Annotated in this window: 15 protein-coding genes; 2 read left to right on the plus strand and 13 right to left on the minus strand. The window is 60.0% G+C overall.

Going from position 1 to position 22,448, the window contains the following annotated elements; translation table 11 throughout:
* Positions 1 to 2: 2 nt before the first annotated feature.
* From ACTQYB_RS04060 to ACTQYB_RS04120, 13 genes are all read right to left on the minus strand, one after another.
* Positions 3 to 1,160 (minus strand): NADH:flavin oxidoreductase/NADH oxidase, encoded by a 1,158-nt coding sequence (locus tag ACTQYB_RS04060; RefSeq protein WP_441481541.1) that lies wholly within the window; start codon positions 1,158 to 1,160, stop codon positions 3 to 5.
* A gap of 326 nt (positions 1,161 to 1,486) precedes the next feature.
* Positions 1,487 to 3,613, minus strand: a complete 2,127-nt coding sequence (locus ACTQYB_RS04065) for a transglycosylase domain-containing protein (RefSeq protein ID WP_441481540.1) — start codon at positions 3,611 to 3,613, stop codon at positions 1,487 to 1,489.
* Positions 3,614 to 3,804: 191 nt separating this feature from the next.
* A complete protein-coding gene (locus ACTQYB_RS04070; protein ID WP_033507404.1) occupies positions 3,805 to 4,524 on the minus strand; it encodes a Crp/Fnr family transcriptional regulator in 720 nt (239 codons plus the stop codon).
* A gap of 590 nt (positions 4,525 to 5,114) precedes the next feature.
* The gene (locus ACTQYB_RS04075) at positions 5,115 to 6,233 is read right to left on the minus strand and encodes a lipoate--protein ligase family protein (protein ID WP_441481539.1); all 1,119 of its coding nucleotides are present in this window, start codon (positions 6,231 to 6,233) and stop codon (positions 5,115 to 5,117) included.
* An 11-nt stretch (positions 6,234 to 6,244) separates the two neighbouring features.
* A complete protein-coding gene (locus ACTQYB_RS04080; RefSeq protein ID WP_441481538.1) occupies positions 6,245 to 7,105 on the minus strand; it encodes an NINE protein in 861 nt (286 codons plus the stop codon).
* Positions 7,106 to 7,560: 455 nt separating this feature from the next.
* Positions 7,561 to 8,598, minus strand: a complete 1,038-nt coding sequence (locus tag ACTQYB_RS04085; protein WP_015449955.1) for a 3-isopropylmalate dehydrogenase — start codon at positions 8,596 to 8,598, stop codon at positions 7,561 to 7,563.
* 275 nt (positions 8,599 to 8,873) lie between these two features.
* Positions 8,874 to 11,420, minus strand: coding sequence for a S9 family peptidase (locus tag ACTQYB_RS04090; protein ID WP_441481537.1), 2,547 nt, complete (start codon positions 11,418 to 11,420; stop codon positions 8,874 to 8,876).
* A 135-nt stretch (positions 11,421 to 11,555) separates the two neighbouring features.
* Positions 11,556 to 12,770: an App1 family protein gene (locus ACTQYB_RS04095; protein WP_033507400.1), complete on the minus strand. Its 1,215-nt coding sequence runs from the start codon at positions 12,768 to 12,770 to the stop codon at positions 11,556 to 11,558.
* Positions 12,771 to 13,095: 325 nt separating this feature from the next.
* Positions 13,096 to 13,509 carry a glycine cleavage system protein GcvH gene (gene gcvH, locus ACTQYB_RS04100; protein WP_015449952.1) on the minus strand — a complete coding sequence of 138 codons (414 nt, stop codon included), beginning with the start codon at positions 13,507 to 13,509 and terminating at the stop codon, positions 13,096 to 13,098.
* A 171-nt stretch (positions 13,510 to 13,680) separates the two neighbouring features.
* Positions 13,681 to 15,315 carry a L,D-transpeptidase gene (locus ACTQYB_RS04105; protein ID WP_441481536.1) on the minus strand — a complete coding sequence of 545 codons (1,635 nt, stop codon included), beginning with the start codon at positions 15,313 to 15,315 and terminating at the stop codon, positions 13,681 to 13,683.
* Positions 15,316 to 15,619: 304 nt separating this feature from the next.
* Positions 15,620 to 16,732 carry an NAD(+) diphosphatase gene (gene nudC, locus ACTQYB_RS04110; RefSeq protein WP_033507396.1) on the minus strand — a complete coding sequence of 371 codons (1,113 nt, stop codon included), beginning with the start codon at positions 16,730 to 16,732 and terminating at the stop codon, positions 15,620 to 15,622.
* A gap of 111 nt (positions 16,733 to 16,843) precedes the next feature.
* On the minus strand, positions 16,844 to 17,665 hold the full coding sequence (locus tag ACTQYB_RS04115; protein WP_441481693.1) for an alpha/beta fold hydrolase: 822 nt from the start codon (positions 17,663 to 17,665) through the stop codon (positions 16,844 to 16,846).
* A gap of 607 nt (positions 17,666 to 18,272) precedes the next feature.
* Positions 18,273 to 18,899 carry a DUF4916 domain-containing protein gene (locus tag ACTQYB_RS04120; RefSeq protein ID WP_033507394.1) on the minus strand — a complete coding sequence of 209 codons (627 nt, stop codon included), beginning with the start codon at positions 18,897 to 18,899 and terminating at the stop codon, positions 18,273 to 18,275.
* Positions 18,900 to 19,373: 474 nt separating this feature from the next.
* Here ACTQYB_RS04120 and trxA point away from each other — a divergent pair, with 474 nt between their 5' ends.
* Together trxA and ACTQYB_RS04130 are read left to right on the plus strand one after the other, a co-directional pair.
* Positions 19,374 to 19,712: a thioredoxin gene (trxA, locus tag ACTQYB_RS04125; protein WP_033507392.1), complete on the plus strand. Its 339-nt coding sequence runs from the start codon at positions 19,374 to 19,376 to the stop codon at positions 19,710 to 19,712.
* A gap of 542 nt (positions 19,713 to 20,254) precedes the next feature.
* Positions 20,255 to 21,259, plus strand: a complete 1,005-nt coding sequence (locus ACTQYB_RS04130; protein WP_033507390.1) for a G5 domain-containing protein — start codon at positions 20,255 to 20,257, stop codon at positions 21,257 to 21,259.
* Positions 21,260 to 22,448 lie beyond the last annotated feature (1,189 nt).

The following is a 22,448-nucleotide window of genomic DNA, read 5'->3' on the forward strand; positions in this document are numbered from 1 at the left end:
CCTCAGCAGTAAGCTCCCCGACGGTACTGGTCCGCGTACGGCGCCTGGTCGGCAGGCACACCCAGCTTGTAGGCGGCGCGCAACGGCCAATATGGGTCACGCAACGCGGCACGGCCGATTTCCACAACATCCGCCTTGCCTTTGCGCACAATCTTTTCCGCCTGCTTAGGCTTGGTGATCAGCCCGACCGCGCTCACTGGAATCTCGGCCTCCTTGCGGATCGCCGCGGCGAACGGCACCTGCCAGCCATCCTTGACTGGCACATTCACATGCGGGATGATGCTGCCGGTCGACACGTCGATCAGATCCACACCATGCTCCTTGAGCACACGGGACAGCTCCACAGTCTGGACCAGATTCCAACCGCCGGCGGCCCAATCGGTCGCGGAAACACGCACCACAAGCGGCATGTAGTCGGGAATCACCTGGCGGACGGCATCTACGACTTCGACCACCAAGCGCATCCGGTTCTCCAGCGAACCGCCATACTCGTCCTCGCGCTCATTGGTCAGCGGATCAAGGAATTCCGAAAGCAGGTAGCCGTGGGCTGCGTGGATTTCCACCATATCGAAGCCGGCAGCCACAGCACGCGCCGCAGCATCGCGGAACTGTGCGACGATCCCGTGGATTTCATCAACGCTCAGCTCGCGCGGAGCATCCAGTTTCGCATACGGGATCGGGCTCGGGGCGACGGTCTGCCAGCCGCCCTTGTCCTGCGGCACATTCTCATGGATATATCCTAGCGAGAAACTGCCGGTATTGCCTTTCCTGCCGGCATGGTTGAGCTGCACGCCGATGCGAGCTCCGGTCGCTTTCGCACCTTCAACAATCCAACGCCATGCTTGGATCTGGTCGTCATTCCACAGGCCGACATCGCATGGGGAAATACGGCCTTCCGGGCTCACCGCAGTGGATTCGACGATGACCATGCCGAACCCGCCGATGGCGCGGGAGACATAATGCTGATAGTGGAACGGCGTCGGCTTGCCGTCCTGCGCGTACACCGAATAGGTGTCCATCGGAGGCAGCCAGATGCGGTTGCGCATCGTCAAGCCGCGCAGCTGGAACGGCTCGAACAGCTTGCTATCGACGCGGGACTGTCCCTTGTCGCGCTTCCCCTTGATGCCCTTCACTTTCGTGGCCTTATCGTCTTTCGCCATATCGACTCCTTTCAACGGGCCGCGATGAACCGCCGAGGGCTGTTCGATGCCGTTCGACAACTGGCCCATGCGCGAATCGCCCGTGTTGGTCTCTCGTGTGCCTCCATTTGCATTGTATGATGTCCGGTTGCAAATCGCCGGCAGATTTGGTGAACAACGGACGAACAAACGTCCGCCGAACATCTGCCCAACGTCCGTGCACCGACTTCGGCGCCGATCTGCGACGAGGCGACGGTCCGCGCCGATTCGCAACGAAATACGACAGGAGGCGACCCGCAACCGCGAATCGCCTCCTGTGTGGCCGTCGTGCCGATGCCCCAGCCGAATCACTTCATATATTGCTCGGCGGGTGCGCCGTAATCGTTGTCAATCGGCGCGTTGATTGCGGCTAGATACGTGTCCACGAATTCCTTCCACGCCGGAGACGCGATGTACATGCCGTACCAGGTGCCGTGGCTGACCCCGTTGATGGTCTTGCCGGAGAAGCTCTCCTGTACCTCGGCGTTGCCGACGGCGACAAATGCCGCCACCTGGTTGGGCACGAACCCGGCCGTCAACATGTATGTCTGCTCGTTGGTACCGGTTTTCGCGAAGGTCTTGCGGTTGTTGTCAAGTTGCGCTGCTTTCGCCTCGCCCTTCAACACACCCTGATTCAAGGCATATGCCGTGGTCTGGGCGATTTCCGGAGAGATGGCCTGATGGCAGTTCGCGCTCGGCACTTTGATGCTCTTGCCGTTCTGCTTGATGACCTTCTTGATGGCGATTGGCATGCATTCCACACCGTTCGCCGCGATGGTCGCATACACGTTCGCCATGGTCAGCGGGGAAGCCTGAACGGAACCGATGATCATTGGCGGGTTGAACGAGTTGGCCGAGTAGACGTCCTCCTGCCCCAGGATTGCATTGTGGTAGCCGACGGTTTTCGCCGCATCCGCGATCGCGCACAGGCCAATCTGCTGTGTCATGGACGCTTGCGTGGTGTTATGCGATTTGATCAGGCCCTGCAACGGGGTTTCCTGGCTGACGGTACCGCCTTCGGAGTTGTGCAACGACCATGTGCCGTGTCCGGAGAACTTCGAGCAGTTGAAGGAACTGTTCGCATAACTCGTGTAGGTTCTCAAGGATTCGTTGATGGAATGCCCCTGCAACATCCAGGCGATCATGTTGATCGGCTTCCACGTGGAACCGACGTTAAAGCCGATACCTCCCCCGTCTTTCTGGTCGACCGCATAGTTGATGGATGTTCGTGTCGGATCGGTTTTCGCCGCATCCGTCGCATCATAGGTTCGATTGATACCAAAACCGAGCACTTCGCCCGTCCCCGGTTTTATCGCAGCTATCGTCACTTCGAAGCCTGTGGGGTCATCGACCGGAATGGTGTCCCTCGCGGCTTTCATCGCGGCGTTATTCGCGTTGACGTCCATCGTGGTGTAGATTTCCAAGCCGCCCTCGTTCAGCAACTTCTGTCGGGCTTGCGCAGTTTTGCCGAATTCCTTGGAATTGAGGATCTGGTTGGTCACGTAGCTGCAGAAGAACGCGGCATCGCCGGCCACCTGACACCCTTGTTGCACGGACTGGATGTTCAGCGTATCTTTCAGCGGGGTGGCTTTGGCTTTGTCGTGCTGCGTTTTCGTGATGAACTTCTCTTGAAGCATCAGGTCCAGCACAATATTTCGCTGTTCTTCAGCAGTTTTCTGATTGGACTCGATTGACGGATCGTATTTCTCCGGGTTCTTGGTGATTGCCGCGATGGTGGCCGCCTGGACGACAGTGAGTTTCGCCGCGGTCGTGTTGAAGTAGCGTTTCGCCGCCGCTTCCACGCCGTACAGGCTGCCTGAGCCGAACTGCGCGATGTTCAAATACCCTTGCAGAATCTCATACTTGGAGTATTTCTTCTCCATCTGCACAGCGATGAGCATCTCACGCAACTTGCGCGCGACGGTGTCCTCGGAGGCATGGTATTCGGCGATTGGGTCATCATCTTCGCGGGCCTTGACCATGAGCACGTTCTTGACATACTGCTGGGTCAGGGACGAGCCGCCCTGGGTGTCGCCCTTGGCTACGTAGGTCTGCACGAACGCACGCAGCACACCCTGGACGTCGACGCCGGCGTGCTCGAAGAATCGGCGATCCTCGCGTGCGACCACGGCACGCTGCATGTATACGGAAATGTTCTTGATCGGCACGACCTCGCGGTTCTGCGCATAGAACGAGGCGATCACCGTCTTGCCGTCGGACGCGTACAGCGTGGATTTCTGCGGCAGGCTGGTCACATCGAAATCAATGCCCTCGACAGTCAGGGATGGTGCAAGCGCTTTCGCCGCGTTGTTCGTCCCGAACACGGCGGGCATCGCCATCAGGCTCACGACGACGCCTCCGGCGATACAGAGGGTCAGATACGCGAGCAGCAAAGCGAGCACACGTCGAGCGGTCAGGGAGTTCTTCTTGGGCATGTGCCCCATTCTATGGTGTCGCCTGTACCATTACCGCGTTGCCGCTCGCACAACGGCACGGTATTTGCACATTCCGCCGGAAATGCAGAAAAGACTGAAAACAAGCCGAAAATCGGCCTATCGGAGAGCGGATGCATTGTGGAAACCACCACCCGACGGCCTCAATCCGAGTGAACGAATCCCGTACCGGCTCAGCGCTTGGAACGACGAATCAACGCTCCAGGTTGGTAGATGACGATGCTTCTGCCGTCACGCGCGATCCACCCGCGGTTCGCGAATTCGGTCAATGCCTTGTTCACCGTCTCGCGGGACGAGCCGACCAGCTGTGCCAGCTCCTCCTGGGTCAGATCGTGCGGGATCTTGACGCCGGCTTCTTCCGGTACACCGAAGCGGGACGCCAGATTGATCAGGGTTTTCGCCAATCGGGCGGGTACATCCATGAATACCAGGTCGCTGATGCGCTCGTTGTTTGCGCGCATACGGCGTGCGAGCACCTGCAACATGTCGACGGCGACACGCGGATATTGGTCGAGCCACGCGAACAGAGCGTCATGCTCAAGCCAGACAACCTGAGTCGGGTTAGAAATGGCGATCGCCGACGCCGTACGAGGCCCGCCTTCCGGATCGAACACCGGAATCTCACCCAATACTTCACCCGGAGCATGAATGCTCAGAAGTTGCACGCGGCCGTCGCTGGAACGCCGGGTGAGCTTCACGCGCCCCCGCTCCAGCAGATACATGCGGTGATCAGTGTCCCCTTCCGCGAAAATCACGCCGCCCTTGCCGAACTGCGCACGTTGCAGGTACGGCAGAAGCCGCGCCGCCTGCTGCTCGGATACCTGTTTGAACAGCGCGGTGCGCAACAGGATGTTGTCAGGCTCGGGCATCGCGTTGGGCTTGGGCATGACCATGGGCTCCTCCTTGCCGCTTCGCTTGGCATCGATGCGACACATACGGCACCCATTGTATCCCGGTTCCCGACGAAATCGGCGCCGTTCCCCGGGTTGATGTATGGATCACATGGGTCAATGTTGCCGGCGATTGACACCGCCGGCGGTCGGCCGGAGCTTCTTCGGCAGACATCAGTACGGTACAGCGCAATACCACACGCAGCTTTGCCGCTATCTGCGGTATCTGTAGTACTTCACACAAGCTATCTCGCGTATTTGTGTGCGTCGGCGGCTGATACCTGGAGTATGCCCGTCGGAATTGCGCGGGTGATACTTGCGGTATCGGGTGCATACGCACACAGATAGTGAAGATATGGTCGGGGAGGTACTACAGATAGATAAGATGCACGCTCGGCGGTACTGCAGATCAGTACCGCAGATATGCAACTGCCGCTATCAGGCACCGGTTCGGGTCGCCGATTGCACGGTCCCGGCTGGGTCAAGCTTTGCATCGCATTGGCCACACACCTCATACGTGCGCACTCACGCGAACGGCATGACACGGGCCGCCACTCGGACAGCGTCACACGAACGGCATCACACGAACGGCATCACACGAACGGCAATGTGAAAGGCATCACCGCTGGTTGCTGACGACGCGCCGCTTCAATCAGCCGATCGACGATTTCATGCCGGCTCAACCCGGTTTGCGAGCGCAGCGGGTCCACGCGTTTGATGGCGGATTTCACGGCCTTGTCCGACATCTTCTCCTGCGAAACCCGCAGTACGCGGGACATGGCGACCGCATCGATGTCGTAGGCCATGGTCACGTGATGCAGCACGGCACCTGGCCCTTTCCCGATCGGCGGGAACCGTCGCTGGGCGGCCCCTGCGATCTTCCCCGCGCTTGACGAGATGTCGTTGATTGAGCTGAACGAAGCCTCGATGCCCAAATCGCGCAGGGCATCAATCAGCCATTGGTCGCACAGCCGATAGGATTCCTCGATGTCCATGCCGGCGACGAAATCACGCGGGGCATACAAGGAGTAGGTGATGGTGTTGCCCGGTTCGATGAACATGGCTCCCCCGCCCGTGCAACGACGGACGACGGTGAACCCGGACTGCTGCGCCTGGTCAAGGTTCACTTCGTCTTCGAGCGACTGGAATCTGCCGATGACGACTGCGGGCGCGGCCCACTCCCAAAAGCGCAAGGTAGGCGGCATCTTACCGGCGGCGACACGCTCAGCAAGGCGGATATCGATGTCCATTTGCTCCTGGGGCATGCGGGGAGTGTCGTGGATGACTTCCGGTTTCAGCGCCTGCCAGCGGGCTCGACGACGTCGTTCCGCCTTCCGTTCGGCTTGTTCAAGGGTGCGATGCGCTTGGCTGGATATCGTGGCCGCGTGGCTGCGTGACGATGCGGTATCGCGTATTGCTGTGGAGTGCAGTACCGCACCGCCGTTGCCGACCGCCCGATGGAATGCGATGAGGAACGCGTCGGCATCGGCACCAATCAACTGGACGTGCGGATGGGCGGAGAATACGGCGTTGAGATCGTCCCCGTGCCGCAACGCATCCGCGAGCGCGCCCAACACGACCTGTTGCTCGGATTCCTCACCTTCCATGAAGAAATCGCCGTCAATGCTGCATGAGGTGATGAAGCCAGCGGGGTCACACGCCACCGTGACCCCGACAAGCTTGCCGCCTGGAGTTTTATATTCACCGCGCATAGGGCAGATCCTCAGTCCTGAAGCTCGTACCCCTTGCCGTCCTTATGCCATTCGCTACCTGTAGACGACGTCAGGATGAGAATGCCCTCAATCAGCCCCCAGATACCTGCGATAACAGGACCAATGAGCACAATCCAGCCGATGAGCGTCAACAACAGCTGAGCCACCGCCTTGCCGGTGTTGCCGAGGTAGAAATTATGCACCCCGAGAGAGCCGAAGAGGATACCCAGCAGACCGGCTGCGATTTTTGATTTCTGGCCGACGTATCCGTACCCGCCGTAGTTCGCCGGCGGATAGGGGTAGCCTTGCGCAGCTTGATACGGCTGCTCGTACGACTGCTGATACTGCTGGCCGTAGGGCTGCTGCTGATACTGGTAGCCCTCGCCCATCGCCACTCCGGCCGCCGGGTAAGCTGCCGACGCTGCAGGCTGCTCGTACTGCTGCTGCGGAGATGCGTACTGGTATCCCTCTTGATATTGGGTGGTTGGGGTGTTGCCTTGACCATAGGTGTATTCCTGCGATGCCGGCTGGGAATACTGTGCATCCCCGGGCTGATCCGACTGGGACTGACCGTACTGACCGTACCGACCGGGCGCGGGCTGCGGTTGCGCGGATGACTGCTGATTGTACTGCTGCTCGTACGATGACTGCTGGTTATACGCAGGCTGCCCAAACTGCTGCGGCTGGGCGGACTGCTGCCCGTACTCCTGACCGTATTGGGGTTGCGGAGTTTCCGATTGCGGTTCCGGAGCAGCCTGCGCGGACTGCTCGTACTTTGACTGCTGCGATGCAGCCGGCGCGTACTGGGACTGCTGCGGCGCTTCCTGACCTGTGATGTCGGAATTCTGGCTGTTCTGGTTATTTTCTTCCATACCGTCAGTATCGCATGACCCATGCCTTTGCTGATGCCGAAGCCACCGCCCATGGACATCCAGCGTCTGCAATGCGAAACCCACCGAAACCACACCCCCGTGGACGTTCAATCACAAGCAGGACCGCCAAACTCGGTGTACTTCACGTCACGCCACGCATGCCCCGACATACGCAACCCGCCAGAACCCCACCGAACCCGCAGCCAACGACAACAACCGTCCCCGCACGCATGCCCCGACATACGCAACCCGACACATCAAGTACAATCCGCCACCCCGCGTGCCATCGCGTGCAAACCCCGCACTCATCCACCCAACTCACAGAATCTTAACAGTGGACATGGGGGTGATTACGATACAGAAAATAAACCGCCCTGCATCCCCGTGCTGTTGTTGACTTCTTCCGTTGCACAGGATTGCAGGGCGGCGCTCACACGCTTGTGGCGTGAGAGGTATCAGATGCGCGCCAAGATGTCGCGTCCCACTTCTTCGGTGGTGCGCTTGGTCGACCCGAGTTCGGCGATATCCGCTTCGACCGCACGGTCGATTTTCGCGGCGGCCTCGTCGAATCCGAGATGGCGCAGGAGCATCGCGCTCGATAGCACGGCGGCCGTCGGGTTGGCGATCCCCTTGCCCGCGATATCCGGTGCCGACCCATGGATTGGCTCGAACATCGAGGGGTATTCGTTGGAAGCATTGATGTTGCCGGAGGCGGAGTATCCGACGCCGCCGACCACGGCACCCGCCTCATCGGTGAGGATGTCGCCGAAGAGGTTGTCGGTGAGGATTACGTCGAAGCGCGAGGGGTTCGACACGAGGAAAATCGTGGTCGCGTCGATATGCAGGTAGTCGTGCGTGACCTGCGGGAATTCCTCGCCGACCTTGTCGACGATCCGTTGCCACATGTCGCCCGCGTTGACGAGCACGTTCTTCTTGTGCACGAGCGTGACATGCTTCTTGCGCTTCATGGCGAGCTGGAAGGCGTAACGGACCACGCGCTCGACACCAAACGCCGTGTTGATGGACACCTCGGTGGCCACTTCGTTCGGCGTGCCGCGACGGACTGCGCCGCCGGCACCGCAGTACAGGCCTTCGGTTCCTTCGCGCACGACGACGAAGTCGATGTCGCCCGGGTTGGCGAGCGGCGAAGTGACGCCGCGGTACAGCTTGGACGGGCGCAGGTTGATGTACTGGTCAAGCGAGAAACGCAGCTTGAGCAGCAGGCCACGCTCGAGGATGCCCGCCTTGATGCGCGGGTCGCCTACTGCACCGAGCAGAATCGCGTCGGTGCCCTTGATGCGTTCGAGATCCTCGTCCGGCAGAATCGCGCCGTCGCGCAGGTAGCGTTCCGCACCGAGATCAAAGTTTTCGTAAGTAAACGACGCCACGCCGTCAGCCGCTTTTTCGAGCGCGGCCTGGGCGACAGGGGTGACTTCCTTGCCGATGCCATCGCCCGGGATGACGGCAATCCGATATGTCTTGGTTGTGCTCATGTTCGCGACAATAGTCGGTTCACCCGCGGCCGAGACACGCGTATTCCGTCAGTTGGACACCAGTCCGAATGATGGAATTACGTCCGCATTTCGGCCAAATTCATGGGTTTTCGGCATGATTGTCCACAAGCCCGCTATCGGCTGGCGAGTGCCCCGGACACCGACGCCCGGCCAAAGACACCCGCCCGATGCCCGGTCAAAGCGCCTGTCCAAGGGCGCACACCCCAAGACGCCCGGCCAAAGACACCCGGCTAATGCGCACGCCCAAATAATCCCTATCTCGTGATGCCCATAGTCGCCAGGCACCACGCGTTCTCGTACGAAATCTCGCGCCACTGACGGTACCTGCCGGACGTACCGCCATGTCCCGCTTCGGTTTCGATCTTCTCGACGGCATCCACGCCAGCCGCCTGCAAGCGAGCCACCCATTTGAGCGGTTCGACGACAAGCACGCGCGTATCGTTCATTGACGTGGTCACGAAAATCTTCGGGAAGGCGCGCGCCCGCGGGTCTCCCGGTTCGGGAGCGTTTTCATACGGTGAATACGATTTCATGTACTCGTACACCGCGCGGTCGTGCAGCGGATCGCCCCACTCGTCCCATTCCGTCACCGTCAACGGCAGCGATGGATCAAGAATCGAGGTCAGCGCATCCACGAACGGCACGTCCGCCTCGATGCCCGCGTAACATTCCGGAGCCATATTCGCGATCGCGCCCATGAGCAGGCCGCCCGCCGAGCCGCCTTCCGCAACCGTACGCGCCGGTGAGGCGAGTCCCATGCGTTGCAGCTCCCGTGTCGCATCGACGAAATCCTCGAAGGTGTGCTTCTTGTTGAGCCGCCGCCCCTGCTCATACCAAGCACGACCCATTTCCCCGCCGCCACGAACGTGCACGCACGCGTACAGCACGCCGCGATCGAGCAGACTGAGCCGGGCAACCGAGAATCCGGGGTCGGAACTGACTTCATACGCCCCGTACCCGAGGATGAACATCGGGGATGACCCGTCAGCACGAATGCCATAGCATGCCGACTCGCCGGGTTGCGCAGACAGTTTGTCGCGACGCCACACCAGCGACACGGGGATTGATTCGCCGTCACGTGCGCGCACCCAGATGCGACGTTCGGCGTACCGGTGGGCATCGAAATCGCCAAGTACGCGGGCCGTTTTGAGCAGCGTGTCCGCGCCCGTGGTCGGATCAACCTCATGCAGTTCGCCGGGTCGGGTGTAGCTGCCGAAGGAGTAGCGCATGCGCGGAGCGTCATAGGACGGATTGCCGGCGGCCCCGATGGAATACAGCCGCCCGTCGCTACCGCGGTCGTTGGTATCGTCGCTCACATCATCGTTCGTACTAGTGCCATTTTTGCCACCATCGTTCGCGCCATCGTTCGTACCATCTGCGCAACTATCGCCGGCACCTGCTTCCGTCAGCGGCGGCGGGACCAATTCGCGGAATCGCCAAGGACGCCCCGCAAGAAAGTCTTGGGCGGCATCGGTTTTCGCCATCACGGCGAGATGCGGCAGACTATCCGCGCGATACGACAGGGCAACGAAATGCCGATGCAATGCGATCCCGTCGATGGACAACCCACGCGTACCCTGCAAAATCGCTGGGTTGCGCGGATCATGATATGGCGTGCCGACCGGCATGTCGGACGCACCGGCGAGCGCCACATCCCCCTGTTCGCAACCATACGGCGACCCGGCCGCCACGCACACGCCTTCGCCGAGCCGGTACGGCGGCTTATGTGATCGCATATCGATCACATCAATCTCAAAATTCGGATTCGTCGCGTTATGGTCCACAACGGCGACCGGAATGTCTTCACCATGTTCGCCGGCGCCCTCGAAACACGCGAAACTCACGTCATACTCAATACCCTCACGGCGCGGGATGAACGAGGTGAACTCCCCCGTCGGATCGCTTGCGGGGAGCATGAGCACTTCACTGGTGGTCTTGGACCCGGTGCAGATGACCACATGCCGTTCGTCGAAGCTCAGGCCGACGCCCACCCAGAAGCGCTCGTCCTGCTCGCGGAACACTTCGACGTCGTCGTCAACCGGCGTGCCGACGCGGTGCCGGAACACCGCGTATGGACGCCATGCGTCGTCAAGCACGGTGTAGAACACCCATGCGCCGTCGGCCGTGAAGCACGCCCCCGCAATGCCTTTGAGTACCTCTGGCAATTCACTGCCGTCATTCAAGTCGCGAATTCGGAAGTCGTAGCGTTCGTCGCCTGCAGTATCGACGCCGTAGAGCAGCCAGCGGCCGTCATGGCTCACGTCCATGCCGCCGATGCGGAAGAATTCATGGCCCTGTGATTCTTTGTTCGCGTCGAAATACACCTGTTCCCCGGGCATGGAACCCGGTTCGGCCTCACGGTCGATATGTGGCGGATCCCAATCATCCTCACCACGCACGGGAATGCGGCAGGATGCGGCGTATTGGCTGCCTTCCCGGGTCCGGGAAAAATACCAGTAGTCGTTCACTCGCGTGGGGACTGACATGTCGGTTTCCTGAACATGCGAGGTGAATTCCTTGAATAGGGTTTCGCGCAGATGGTGCAGCGGAGCCATCCGGCGTTCGCAGTAGGCGTTTTGCGCGGCGACGTAAGCGGCGAGTTCCGGAGAATCCTTGTCGCGCATCCACTCATACGGATCGTCGAACACATCCCCGTGTTCAATCCGCCGGTGGGGCTCCTGCTTGGCGTACGGCGGGTTGTCGCCGGAGCCCAAGCCTGAACCGGACAAGCCTGAATCGGATTGCGAGCCCTTGCCGCAAAGCCCTTGCGGACGGTCGTCATTGCGCTGTTCGTCACTCATAGGCACCATCGTAAAACAAGCCCGGGGACGGTCCGATGACGGCGAGTTCACGCATGTCGCCCGCCGTTCTCCGTTGAGTCACCCCGCCTCTCGAAGTTGCGTGCATCGCGCGTCGAGCATCGCTTCGAACGAAACCTAAGCGAACTGCCGTAGGTAAGGCAGCATTGTCTTCATGAGATTGGCGCCGGTCGTACCCGTGAACACCGGCACGTCCGTGACCGGCGAAGGCTGCGACTGTGTCATGCCACGAACCGGGCCGAGCGGCGAGGATTCCCGCGGGCTCAACTGCCGAATCCCAATGGCGAGGACACGCCCCGGATATCGTTTCGCTATGGTCGCATACGTGGTCGGATCCTTCTGCCCGTCATCGCCGATCAGAATGAACTTCATGTCCGGAAAATCGCCCATCAGCTGCTCGGCATACTCCAGCTTGTGCTGTACACCCGAAGGAATGAAGGTCTTCGGCCTGGGATCGAGGTCCCGCAACAGCAGAGGGCCGGCCGGGAAGCCGTAGTTCTCAATGAAATGGCGGATTGAGCTTTCCACATTCCACGGCGAGGTGGACAGGTAGAAGAACGGCGCGTCCGGGAAAATATCCGCGATCCGGTTGAACAGCACCGCCATACCTGGGACGGACGCTCGCTTCTGCGGATTGAGCAGCAGCAGATTGTATGCGGCCTTCCACAAGGTGGGCGCCTGAGTGATCATGATGGTGTCATCCACATCAGATATCACACCGACACGCGTGCCCGGCGCGATGGTGAACAGATTGGAATCGACCGCGTGACGGCCCTCGACCTGATAGGACACGTGATGGATTCCGGGTTCGAGTGCCCGGTCGGCGACCAGATCCAGATATCCAGCGGAATCAGAGACCGCATAGTCGATGCTGCGCTCGCGGAATCTGTCGACGCGGTCGTAGACTTCGCTTGTGCCGACCTGTACGGTTTCCACCGGAACACCGTCGATGGACAGCTTCACTTTGACTTTGGGCGCGGGAACCGCCAGCATGCCGCGCCATCCGCGCATCAATGCGCCCGGTTGACGGCGGAGCGGCTCGTACACGGTCCGGCAGATCAACCGCGAGAAATTGCTGGTGCCGTATCCAACATACGGCTCGACCTGTTGCCGCCAATTCAGATTGGTCACGATTGTCGTGGAAATCTTCGCCCATAGGCTGAACACGCCGGTAACGATGCGGCGGAAAATCCTCACAGGAAGAGGCTTGACGTCGATTTGCTCATGTTTGGAGGCAGCATCGAAGGTGGTGACGACACGACGCGCCGGAATCGGCACAGTCGCCATGTCATCCTCATTCCGTTTGTGAGGGAATTGTGTAATGCTGCTCATGCCCCCATCATACGGTGGGGTGTTGAAGAACGGATGACGAGGGAACGTGAGTTCCGGAAGAATTCAGGGCCGGCTCAGGGACATCCCGGATGGACATATCCGATGCGGACGACCCTCTCTGGCCAATCTTCTGCTTCTGTCGACGCTGACGGGTGTCTCAGCGTCGACAGAAGCAGGGACGCAACCGGACAGAGCTGTACGCGCCGTTCGTATTCTCGGTGAAGCCAGTGTCTCAGCCTCTGCCGAGGCGGGGACGCGACTGGACACGCTTCACGCCGCGCAGAAGGACGGGTGCCACAGCACCGGCAGAAGCTTCCGGCACGAGTTACAGCCGGCGAAGCATCGCCGCATACTGCTCGGCGGACAGCAGATCCGGCTCGTCGTCATCGAGTGCGATCTTAAGAATCCAGCCCTCGCCGTACGGGTCGCCGTTGATGATGCTCGGATCGTCCGCGGCCTCACGGTTCACGTACCGCACCGTGCCAGCGACCGGGCTGACCAAGGGTTCGACGGCCTTCGACGATTCCAACTCAACGATCTCATCGCCCGCCTCGACGCGAGTGCCTACCTCCGGCAGGTCGACGAAAACCAAGTCGCCCAACTGGTTGGCCGCGTATTCGGTGATGCCGATCACCGCGGGGTCCACACTGGCGTCAACCCACACATGCTCGTCGGAATATTCCAGATGATCCGGGACTTCGAGATTCGGGCGATCATCTTCCTGTTCGTTATTGCTCATGATGTCAGCCTATCGCATAAAGTCAACCGCCGCGCAAAAATCGCGACACCGCAGCCGCAACCTACCCGGTCGGCACCCCACAACACTCGCATATCACAAACTGTCTACGCAAACCGAACACTCAGCGTAAACAGTTTGTGAGGTGAGAACAGCCGCAGCCGGTCTGACGACTCAGCGCACCGGGGCAGTCGGTTGGGCACCGACCACCTGAACGAGCGTGCCATCCGGGCAGTTATCATAAATCCACTTGGCGTCAGCTTCGTTCATGTTGACACAGCCGTGGGAACCATGACCGGTCGGATCCCCAGATGCGATACCAGCCGCGTTCCAGTTTGCGGTATGGAAACCTTGGCCGCCATTGAAGTAGCTGACCCATTTCACACCCGGGCTCAGGTATTGTGAACCGTCATCATTGGTGCCGCGCATGTCCTGCACCTGGTATTTCAGGTAGATGAAATAGTTGCCAGGTGTTGTCTCGTGCTTTCCGGTCTTGCCGGTGCACACGTTGAAGGTCTGGACGACCTGGTCATTGTTGTACACGGTGGCTGTCTGCTTCGAACGGTCGACCACGATCTTCCACGTGACGGTCTGCTGTTCGGTGTCGAACTTCGTGACATCGCTGGCAACTGTCAGCGTCGCCGAACGATTCGCACTCAACGCGCTGTACACCTGATCGGCGACCGTAGCGGTGTCCTTGATCGTCACACCGTTCATGCCCTTGGTTTTCGTCATGATGACGTTGCCGGACGTGTCCACCAAATCGACCTGATTGGTCTTCGTCTGGTTGAGGTGATTGCCCAACTCGCCATTCATGTAGTCACTGATTGCCTGCTTGTTATAGGACACCGCGATGGTGCCCTTCGCCGGGTCAGCTGTCGTAACGGTCCACGAAGCGATGGTTGCCGCCGGAATCTTGTATGTCGTGGCATCGCCGTTGTTGATGGTGATGCTCAGCCCAAGGCCGGCGTTCGCCTGATCGGCGGCGGTGGTCGCAGCCGCCTCGCTGATCGGCATGTCGGTCTGCGTGTAGGTGATGCTCGCGGTTCGCGTGGTTCCCGGGGTGTCTAGCGCCTGATCTATTGCCTTGACCACGCTGTCCGTCACAGGCGCCTGCCCGCCTCGCCCCACGGTCACTGTGAATTTCTGCGACGTCTGATCATAGGCAATGGTGGATGCGATGGCCTGGCTGTCGTTCGGAATGAGCTTGCCAGTCAGGTATTGGCTGAGCGCAAGCTTGTCGGCGGTTGCGGAGAGCTTGACATTCTGCTTGCTGAACGGGTTGATGCGCACGAACGGATTGCTGTCTTTCGCGGCGATCAGCGCGGATACCGTTTGCTTCTGGTTGACATTGACGCCGAGATCCTTGAGGCTTGCGGTGACCGCATTACCCTGCGAGTCGGTGACAGTGATTTTCGTGTTTTCCACCGCGGATTTGACCGTGGCAGCCAGCTGCTCACTATTCTGCCCTGCCACCGATGCACCGGCGAACATGACTCCCGGCGCGGCTTTGTCCTGATAGTACCAACGTGCCGTAAAGAAGCCGGCGACCGCCGCGACGGCAAGCACTGCGAGCACAATCAGCAGGATTCTCAGCCACGGGCGCTTATGCGGCGGGCGTAACGCAGTGGCCATCTCATCGTCTGCATTGCCGTTTCCGGCGTCGGAGATGGCATACAGCGGAATCTCCATGCCCGAGAGCGTGTCATCGTTCACGTCGGCAGCATCTGCAGCGTCGGCAGCCAGATTGGTTTTCCAGATGTCCCCCGGGACATCAGGCTGCACCGGCACGCGCGTATTTCGCGGCATATCGGGACCCCCAACTCCGTATCGTGGCACGGAACCGTCAAAAGTGTTCGTCACGTTGATGCCTTTCCTATCCATTCCTGTCTGACTTTAGCCGCATCACATGACCAGTTCAGGGCGCACAGGCTTCGGAAGCGATGTCATGTGTCGAACATCACATCCGGCACGCCGACAGCGATGCGGCGCGGCTTATACGGCACAACCTATGCGGCGCAGCCCACGACCTGTGCGTCACCACCGCGCTTTGACACATAGCCGCGCTCAGACGCATAGCCTCACAGGTACCCATCCGCACAGCGAACTTGTTTCACAGCTCGTGCCCAAGCCACTCCTCGATCATGTAGCGCGCGATGGCGGCTTTGACCGGAGGCGTGACTTCGCCGGATGCGATCGCCTGCTCATATTCGTCGCGGGTGAACCAGCGCGCGTCCCCGGTTTCCTCGCCGTCCACGCGGATATCCGTGCTCAGCGCCCTCGCCTTGAACGCGACCATCAGGGATGCCGGGAACGGCCACGGCTGGGAACCGAGATATTTCACCTCGCCCAGTTCGATGCCGGTCTCCTCGCGGGTTTCCCTACGACAGGCGTGCTCAAGGTTCTCCCCGGCTTCCACGAATCCGGCGGACACTGAGTACATGGTCTCGGTCTGCCACGCGCGATTATGTTGCAGCAGCAAGCGGTCCTGCGAATCCACGACGGAGACGATGACGGCAGGCTCGATGCGAGGGAACAGCAGTCTGTTGCCGTCCGCCGCGTTCGTGCAGCGCTGTGCCCAACCGCCCAGCGCTGGTTTGACCTCGGCCCCGCACGTCGGGCAGTGCCGTTGCCGCATATGCCACACGCTCAACGAGGCTGCCGTGGTGGCCTGCCCCGCCTCACGTGCCGAGGCATGCGGCGCGAATCCTCGCAAATCGACCCAATCGAAGCGTTTCGCTGCCTGTTCGAGCGCCGACGGAACTGCGCGCGGCTTGCGAGAAGCGGCATCCCCGGTCGTAGCGCCGAATGCGTCGTCGGCCCCCTCATATGCGGAATCCGGCACGCGGTCGTCGAGGTTGTTGTCATGAAGCCCCGGCAAGCGCGTCACGTCTACCGCCACAACCTGTTCCGCGCGAGCGCCGCCGTAGGAGCCGAGGAACATCGGAACGGCCTGCGGGTGCGAGGCGAGTTCCGGAAGCACATAGGCTCCGGGGAGCGTCGCCAAACGCAGCTTGACATTGTCATAATCGACCAAATCGCCTTGCCCCTTGGGTACGGCGACTTTGCCGCCATCGACGAGCATGACCGTGCACACCGGCGATGACAGTACTGACGTGAACAGGTCCGGGTCGTTCCTGCGATCCACCTGATAATCGATATCCCCTTGTGCCAGAGGCAGGAACGGCAGGGCTTGCGTGAGTGCAAGCGGTGAAAACATGCTCATTGTCGGTTGTCCTCGATTCGTTCATTGTGGCCGTTACATCCATCACGACCGATACTTCCAATAATCCCCGTCATGATCGTTTTCTCATTTTCGCGATATCCCAGAGCGGTGTCAGGGACGCTCGGAGCACTCAAGCCGCTGAACACGCGACATCAGATTGACTAACGCCTCGGCGACGACGGCAGGATGCTCGACAGCGCTGAAATGCCCACAATCGGGGATTTCCGTAAACGAGACCTCCGTGCCGGTCATCGCCGCGGCGAGCGCCCGCATCTGTTCCGGCGGACTGGACGGATCACATTCCCCGCTGACGACGGCAGCCGGGGCATGTACCGCGGCGAGCTGGCCACCCAAATCCGGCCGTCCTGCCGCCATGCGCTGCCGCCAAGCGATGCCTTCCGGGCTTTGGGCCTGAATCCAGGCGGTCATCTGCTTGATGAAGGCGTCGGAACGTTTGATGCTCGAATCGCCGTCCTGGGGCTGGGCGAAATGCATGACCGGCTCAATTGTGTGCTCATGCTCGCACTCGTCGGCGATGCGAAGCCTGTTCGCGCGTGCGGTATCGTCGTCCGCGGATGCTTTGGTATCACACATGGCGAGCCCCGCAATCAGGTCAGGGTGGCGTCGTTGCATGTCCATGACCACATAGCCGCCCATGGACAGGCCGACCCATACGGCCTTACGGTATCCCGCACGCCGCAACAGGGACGCGTAGGCATCGGTCATCAGGTCGAGCGCGTCCGTGTATGCGCCGTCTGCGGCGATGCGGCCGCTGTCTGCGACGGCGGGAATCGGACCGTTCCCAGCCCCCGGCATGTCAGGCGCCCACAGGGCGAAGGTGTCCAGCCCTTGCGCGTTCGCAAGCTTGATGATCTGGGCCGCGCAAGCGTCCCACATATGGTGGTCGACCGGGAAGGCATGCACCAGAATCATCGGCGTGGCCGAGCCGTCGCGATACACCGTGTTGTTGAGCGCGAATGGATGATGATGTTCGGCAACGGCAGCCGACACACCGGGAGTAGCGGCGGTTTGCGCGGGTTCGGGTGTTTCGGGTGCCGGTGCTGCGCCGGTTGCCGTAGTTGCGCCGCTTGCCGGAGTTGCGACTGCTGCGCCAGTCGCAGTAGTCGCGCTAGTTGCCGCGATTGTCCCGACTTCACCGGAAATATCGCCATGCCCAGTATTACGTTGTTCTGTCATTGCTGTCCTTCGTTCCTTCCTTCATCCTGACCTGTGTTGACTGAAATGTGGCTGGTATACGGCCAGTAGGTGATTGACATCCAGCTGTGTGTCCCACACCAGCGAATCGCCCCGCATCACATCAAACTGCGTTCAACGATGGTCCCAAGTATCAGCAAATTGACCGCCCGACCGTTCCGATTCTTGTTTTCCGTGAGCTTGACTCATAGATTTCATGCGATCCGCACGCGCCTGACGTTGTCATAACGCGGCCGGATCAATGGTTCCGGTGTTGTTGTCGCCGCATTCGTCGCCATTCCTCAACTCTCGTCTCGGCAGCTTGACATCGTGCGGTCCACACAAATCAAGCTCCGGCCCAGGCAAGGGCACGACGGACGATTTCACCATACCCGTTGGCCATCTGATCGATGCACTCGGTCAGCTGCTCGCCTTGTGCATCACACCATTCCACGTCGAGCGTCTCATCCTGTGGCTTGCAATCGCCCGGAATCGACACCACATAGCACAGGGCGATTGCGTGCTGGCGAGGGTCGTAAAACGGTGAAATACCAGGGGTTGGGAAGAATTCGGCCACAGTGAACGGCTGCAGGCTCTGCGGTAGGGTCGGCAGCGCGATATCGCCGAGATCCTTGGAGATATTGCGGGCGATGGCTTCGCGCACGGATTCGTGATACAGCACTCGCCCGGCAATCAACGTGCGCTCAACCGACCCGTCCTCGCTGACGCACAGGAGGGAGCCGACCTTGCTGATTCGGCCGAAATCATCAACGCGCACCGGCACAACGACAACGTACGGCATCGGGGTTTCACGGCGGATCCGGGTGATTTCGCCCGAGTCAAGCCATCCCGGAGGGTTGCCGTGGCCTGATCCGCGGATGAAATCCTCCGGCGTGATATGGTCGAACTCGCCTCTGCGGCGATTCGCATCGTAGTCGCCCTCGTCGGGCACCTCGTCATTCAGCACTGGCATGGTTCCATTATTGCCCAACCCCAAGAATCCTGGCGGCGTGTTCGCCAGCAGGTGCGGACCGCGGGGTCGCAAGCAGGTGACAACGGAATGTCGCAGTGCCGTGACTGCCGTGATTGTGCGTGCGCGCGGCCGCCGCCAGTGTGTGAGCGAATCCTCACACAACGGCCGCCCGGCACCACCAAACCCACCAAACCACCCCACCAACCCGCCGACGTGCGAGCCAATCCTCACACAACGCCGCAGCCGCCTGCCCATGGTGCGCAACCCCATGCCAGCATCCGGACCATCTGCGGTTCGGCTATCGGCGGTTCGGCTATCGGCGGACAGCGCTAGACTTTCAGGCACGGTGTGAGATGCTGGGAACCACGCAAAACCCAACACCGCGACAGTCCGAGTCCCGCGGCAGTCGCCCCGGTAAACAGAAAATCCGGGAAGACAGGGAAGACCGGAAATCCGGAAAGTAAGGAGCCCAACATGGCAACCACCGCCGTCACTACGCAGACGTTTGAGAAGACCATCACCGACAACGACCTGGTATTCGTTGACTTCTGGGCCACTTGGTGTGGCCCGTGCAAGGCGTTCGGTCCGGTGTTCGAAAAGGCAAGCGAAGAGCATCCCGACATCACCTTCGCGAAGGTCGACATCGATCAGAATCAGGAACTCGCCGCCGCGGCCCAAATCCAGGCCGTGCCCACGCTGATGGTTGTCAAGGGCGGCAAGGTCATTTTCAAGCAGGCAGGCGCTCTACGCGGCTCCGATCTGGAGAACCTCATCGGACAGGCCAAGGCCTATCAAAGCGGCGATCAGGCCTGACCTGATTCGTTGCGCAATAATCTTTCCAACAAAGACAAATCAAGCATCAACAGGACCGCACAGCCGACACACCGTGCGGTCCTGTTGTTTTCGACGGGGGATTTACACGCAGATCCAAGCGCGCAAACAACCACCATCGAAGCCGCCCATCCGCCGACATCGAACAAACTACGCAACCGCTACACCGACCCATCAAACGTGGCCCATGAATATTACGGATTCCGCGGATTACTCAGCGAGCGAACACGCACGACGCGCCACGTCTCCGCACAGGAACACACCCGGCGCACGCGGGCTGTCGGACACCTACTGACACTCCGAACGCCAGTAGGTGTCCGGCTATACGCAAGGGCTGAATTCCGGGCCGCACGCACCCGACCGCAATCGGCAATCCGCTTGTCCGGAATTTGCCGTTTCACATCAGCGCGGTAGTATAGAGGAGATGTGCAACCCGACGGCGGCAGCGTTGAGCAGTCGGCGACGTGGGGTTATGCAGTTGATAACCCCGGCACATGGCATCTGTAGGTCGAGCAAGGAGCGACATGGCTAACCACCGTAAGAAAGTGTCCACCCTCAGGTCGCTGAGTAAGCGTCAGCGAATCAAGGTCATGGCGGTAATCGCCGCAGTGGGCGTTCTTGTGGGGACGGGCGTCGTGTCACGCAACTACTACGCCGCCGAACATCACCAGTCCACGGTGACCTCCTATTCGGCAACTGAAACGAACGCCGATGAAGTCTCCCGCGGTACCACGCGTAGCAGCCTCAAGGGCGCTGACGCCGACACCTCGTACATCACGGTGAAGATCAACGGCAAGTCCCGCGTGGTGCTCGGCAAGGGCTTCACGAATGTCAAGTCCGTTCTTGAAGCGGGCAATATCACACTTGAGCCGAACGACACCGTCTCCCCCTCGCTGACCACCAAGGTCACCGAATCCACGGTCATCTCCATCGAGCGTTCCGGCGCTGATCTCGAAACATCCGATGACGCGATTGCATTCAACGTCGTGCGCAAGGAAACCGCGGACTTGCCGAAGGGCACCGAAAAGGTCGAAACCGAAGGCAAGGACGGCGTCATGGAGACCACAAGCCTCGTGCAGCGCGCAGGCGGCAAGGTTGTCTCTTCCAACGTGTTCGCGTCGTATGTGAAAACCGCTCCTGTTGACAAGGTGATTCTTGTGGGCACGGGTACCACGAAGAAGGCGAGCTCCAACCCGACGAGCACCGACATCGGCACGACCACCCCGGTGGGCGAGATGCAGCAGTGGGCGCATGACTATCTCATCGCCAACGGCGGCAGCGAAGCCGATTTCACGGCGACCGTGTACATCATCACGCACGAATCCGGTTGGCGTGTAAACGCCACTAACGCAAGCTCCGGCGCGTACGGCCTGCCGCAGGCGCTCCCCGGCAGCAAGATGGCCTCCGCGGGCGCCGACTGGGCGACCAACTACCAGACGCAGCTCCGTTGGTTCTGGGGGTATTGCAACTCCCGCTATGGCTCGGTACAGGGGGCTTATAGCCACTGGCTGAGCGCGCACAGCTACTGATCGCTGCTGTTGATTGACAGCTGTTTTTCTCACAAACTGGCTACGCTGAGACCTCGCTCAGCGTAGCCAGTTTGTGTTGCTGGGTGTAGTGCCCTTCTCAGTCACAGGGAATAACGGTTACATGACAGCACGCACGTTGTCAGTAAGACCAAATGATAATCGCGCATGACTCCATCGCGCGAGTCACGTTGTTCATGGATTACTCTCATTGAACTCAATGCCAATCCTTCGCGATGATTCCGCTTACCATCAGCTGGATGCCGCCATTTCATCTCGAACCAGTGATTTCCGCGATTACGTGTGTTGTCAATAGAGATGTTCCACCCCCGACATGGGCGGGCGTGCGCGTGCCGTCCATGGCTTTCAGGTCGCTGTTCGTTCCAACCCCCGACATGGGCGGGTGATCGATTCCACGGACCAATGCCGGAATCGACCGGTGAAAACCGAACCAGTCCATGTCTGCCACCTACCACGTATCGCATGTAAGGTGCATAGGGCTCAAGAACCTTGGAATAGCAGCAATCCTAGCCGTGTGCTCAATCACTGCAGTCATAAGCCGGCCTCAGATTACGGACTGAATCTGAGATCGAGTATGGAAATCATATTCAGTCCGTCGGTGGCAGTTGCCACGGGTCATTCCCAAGTCATTCCGTGCCGATGACCAATCTCACAATCAAGGAATACCAACAATCGGCAATCCGGTGCATCTGGATGATATCCGCTCCCAGGCACGTCGGCACGGACTATTTCAAGGATTGCCCCGCAATATCGGATTTGGTCCGAGCCTCGCACCTGCACATACCGCGGTCACTCTCGCAGTGCAACCGAAATCCGAAGAATACCAACAGACCTATTCTGTCTGCCATCAGCTGAGCCGATGTAGTCACCCACCTTCAGTGACTGAATGCGAAATCTATTCCCTAACTTGATTCCAATCCACGAATATCCATCCTGCATCTGCCATCTCGCAAGACCACACCTCGCCTACCTCATAGCCTTCACACCGTCATGCTCTGAAGGGCGTCTGATCGAGGTCTCATCCCGGAATCAACCACCGATTCCCGATCCGGTCCAAGCCCCTCGCGCAGACAGACCCCGGCCACTCTCACAGTTATACCGAAATCCGCAGAATACCAACAATTCATAATCATCACTCCCTCAGCACTCATACGCCGTATATCCCGTTCTT

The organism is Bifidobacterium sp. LCP19S3_E9 (genome assembly GCF_052121135.1).
GTDB classification, from domain to species: Bacteria; Actinomycetota; Actinomycetes; order Actinomycetales; family Bifidobacteriaceae; genus Bifidobacterium; species Bifidobacterium thermacidophilum.

Bases quoted from the DNA above. Each gene is read 5' to 3' on its own strand.
- trxA (WP_033507392.1), top strand. From the start codon at position 19,374: ATGGCAACCACCGCCGTCACTACGCAGACGTTTGAGAAGACCATCACC.
- ACTQYB_RS04115 (WP_441481693.1), bottom strand. From the start codon at position 17,665: ATGATTCTGGTGCATGCCTTCCCGGTCGACCACCATATGTGGGACGCT.
- ACTQYB_RS04090 (WP_441481537.1), bottom strand. From the start codon at position 11,420: ATGAGTGACGAACAGCGCAATGACGACCGTCCGCAAGGGCTTTGCGGC.
- nudC (WP_033507396.1), bottom strand. From the start codon at position 16,732: ATGAGCATGTTTTCACCGCTTGCACTCACGCAAGCCCTGCCGTTCCTG.
- ACTQYB_RS04080 (WP_441481538.1), bottom strand. From the start codon at position 7,105: ATGGAAGAAAATAACCAGAACAGCCAGAATTCCGACATCACAGGTCAG.
- ACTQYB_RS04120 (WP_033507394.1), bottom strand. From the start codon at position 18,899: ATGCCAGTGCTGAATGACGAGGTGCCCGACGAGGGCGACTACGATGCG.
- gcvH (WP_015449952.1), bottom strand. From the start codon at position 13,509: ATGAGCAATAACGAACAGGAAGATGATCGCCCGAATCTCGAAGTCCCG.
- ACTQYB_RS04085 (WP_015449955.1), bottom strand. From the start codon at position 8,598: ATGAGCACAACCAAGACATATCGGATTGCCGTCATCCCGGGCGATGGC.
- ACTQYB_RS04095 (WP_033507400.1), bottom strand. From the start codon at position 12,770: ATGAGCAGCATTACACAATTCCCTCACAAACGGAATGAGGATGACATG.
- ACTQYB_RS04070 (WP_033507404.1), bottom strand. From the start codon at position 4,524: ATGGTCATGCCCAAGCCCAACGCGATGCCCGAGCCTGACAACATCCTG.
- ACTQYB_RS04130 (WP_033507390.1), top strand. From the start codon at position 20,255: ATGGCTAACCACCGTAAGAAAGTGTCCACCCTCAGGTCGCTGAGTAAG.
- ACTQYB_RS04060 (WP_441481541.1), bottom strand. From the start codon at position 1,160: ATGGCGAAAGACGATAAGGCCACGAAAGTGAAGGGCATCAAGGGGAAG.
- ACTQYB_RS04065 (WP_441481540.1), bottom strand. From the start codon at position 3,613: ATGCCCAAGAAGAACTCCCTGACCGCTCGACGTGTGCTCGCTTTGCTG.
- ACTQYB_RS04105 (WP_441481536.1), bottom strand. From the start codon at position 15,315: ATGCCGCGAAATACGCGCGTGCCGGTGCAGCCTGATGTCCCGGGGGAC.
- ACTQYB_RS04075 (WP_441481539.1), bottom strand. From the start codon at position 6,233: ATGCGCGGTGAATATAAAACTCCAGGCGGCAAGCTTGTCGGGGTCACG.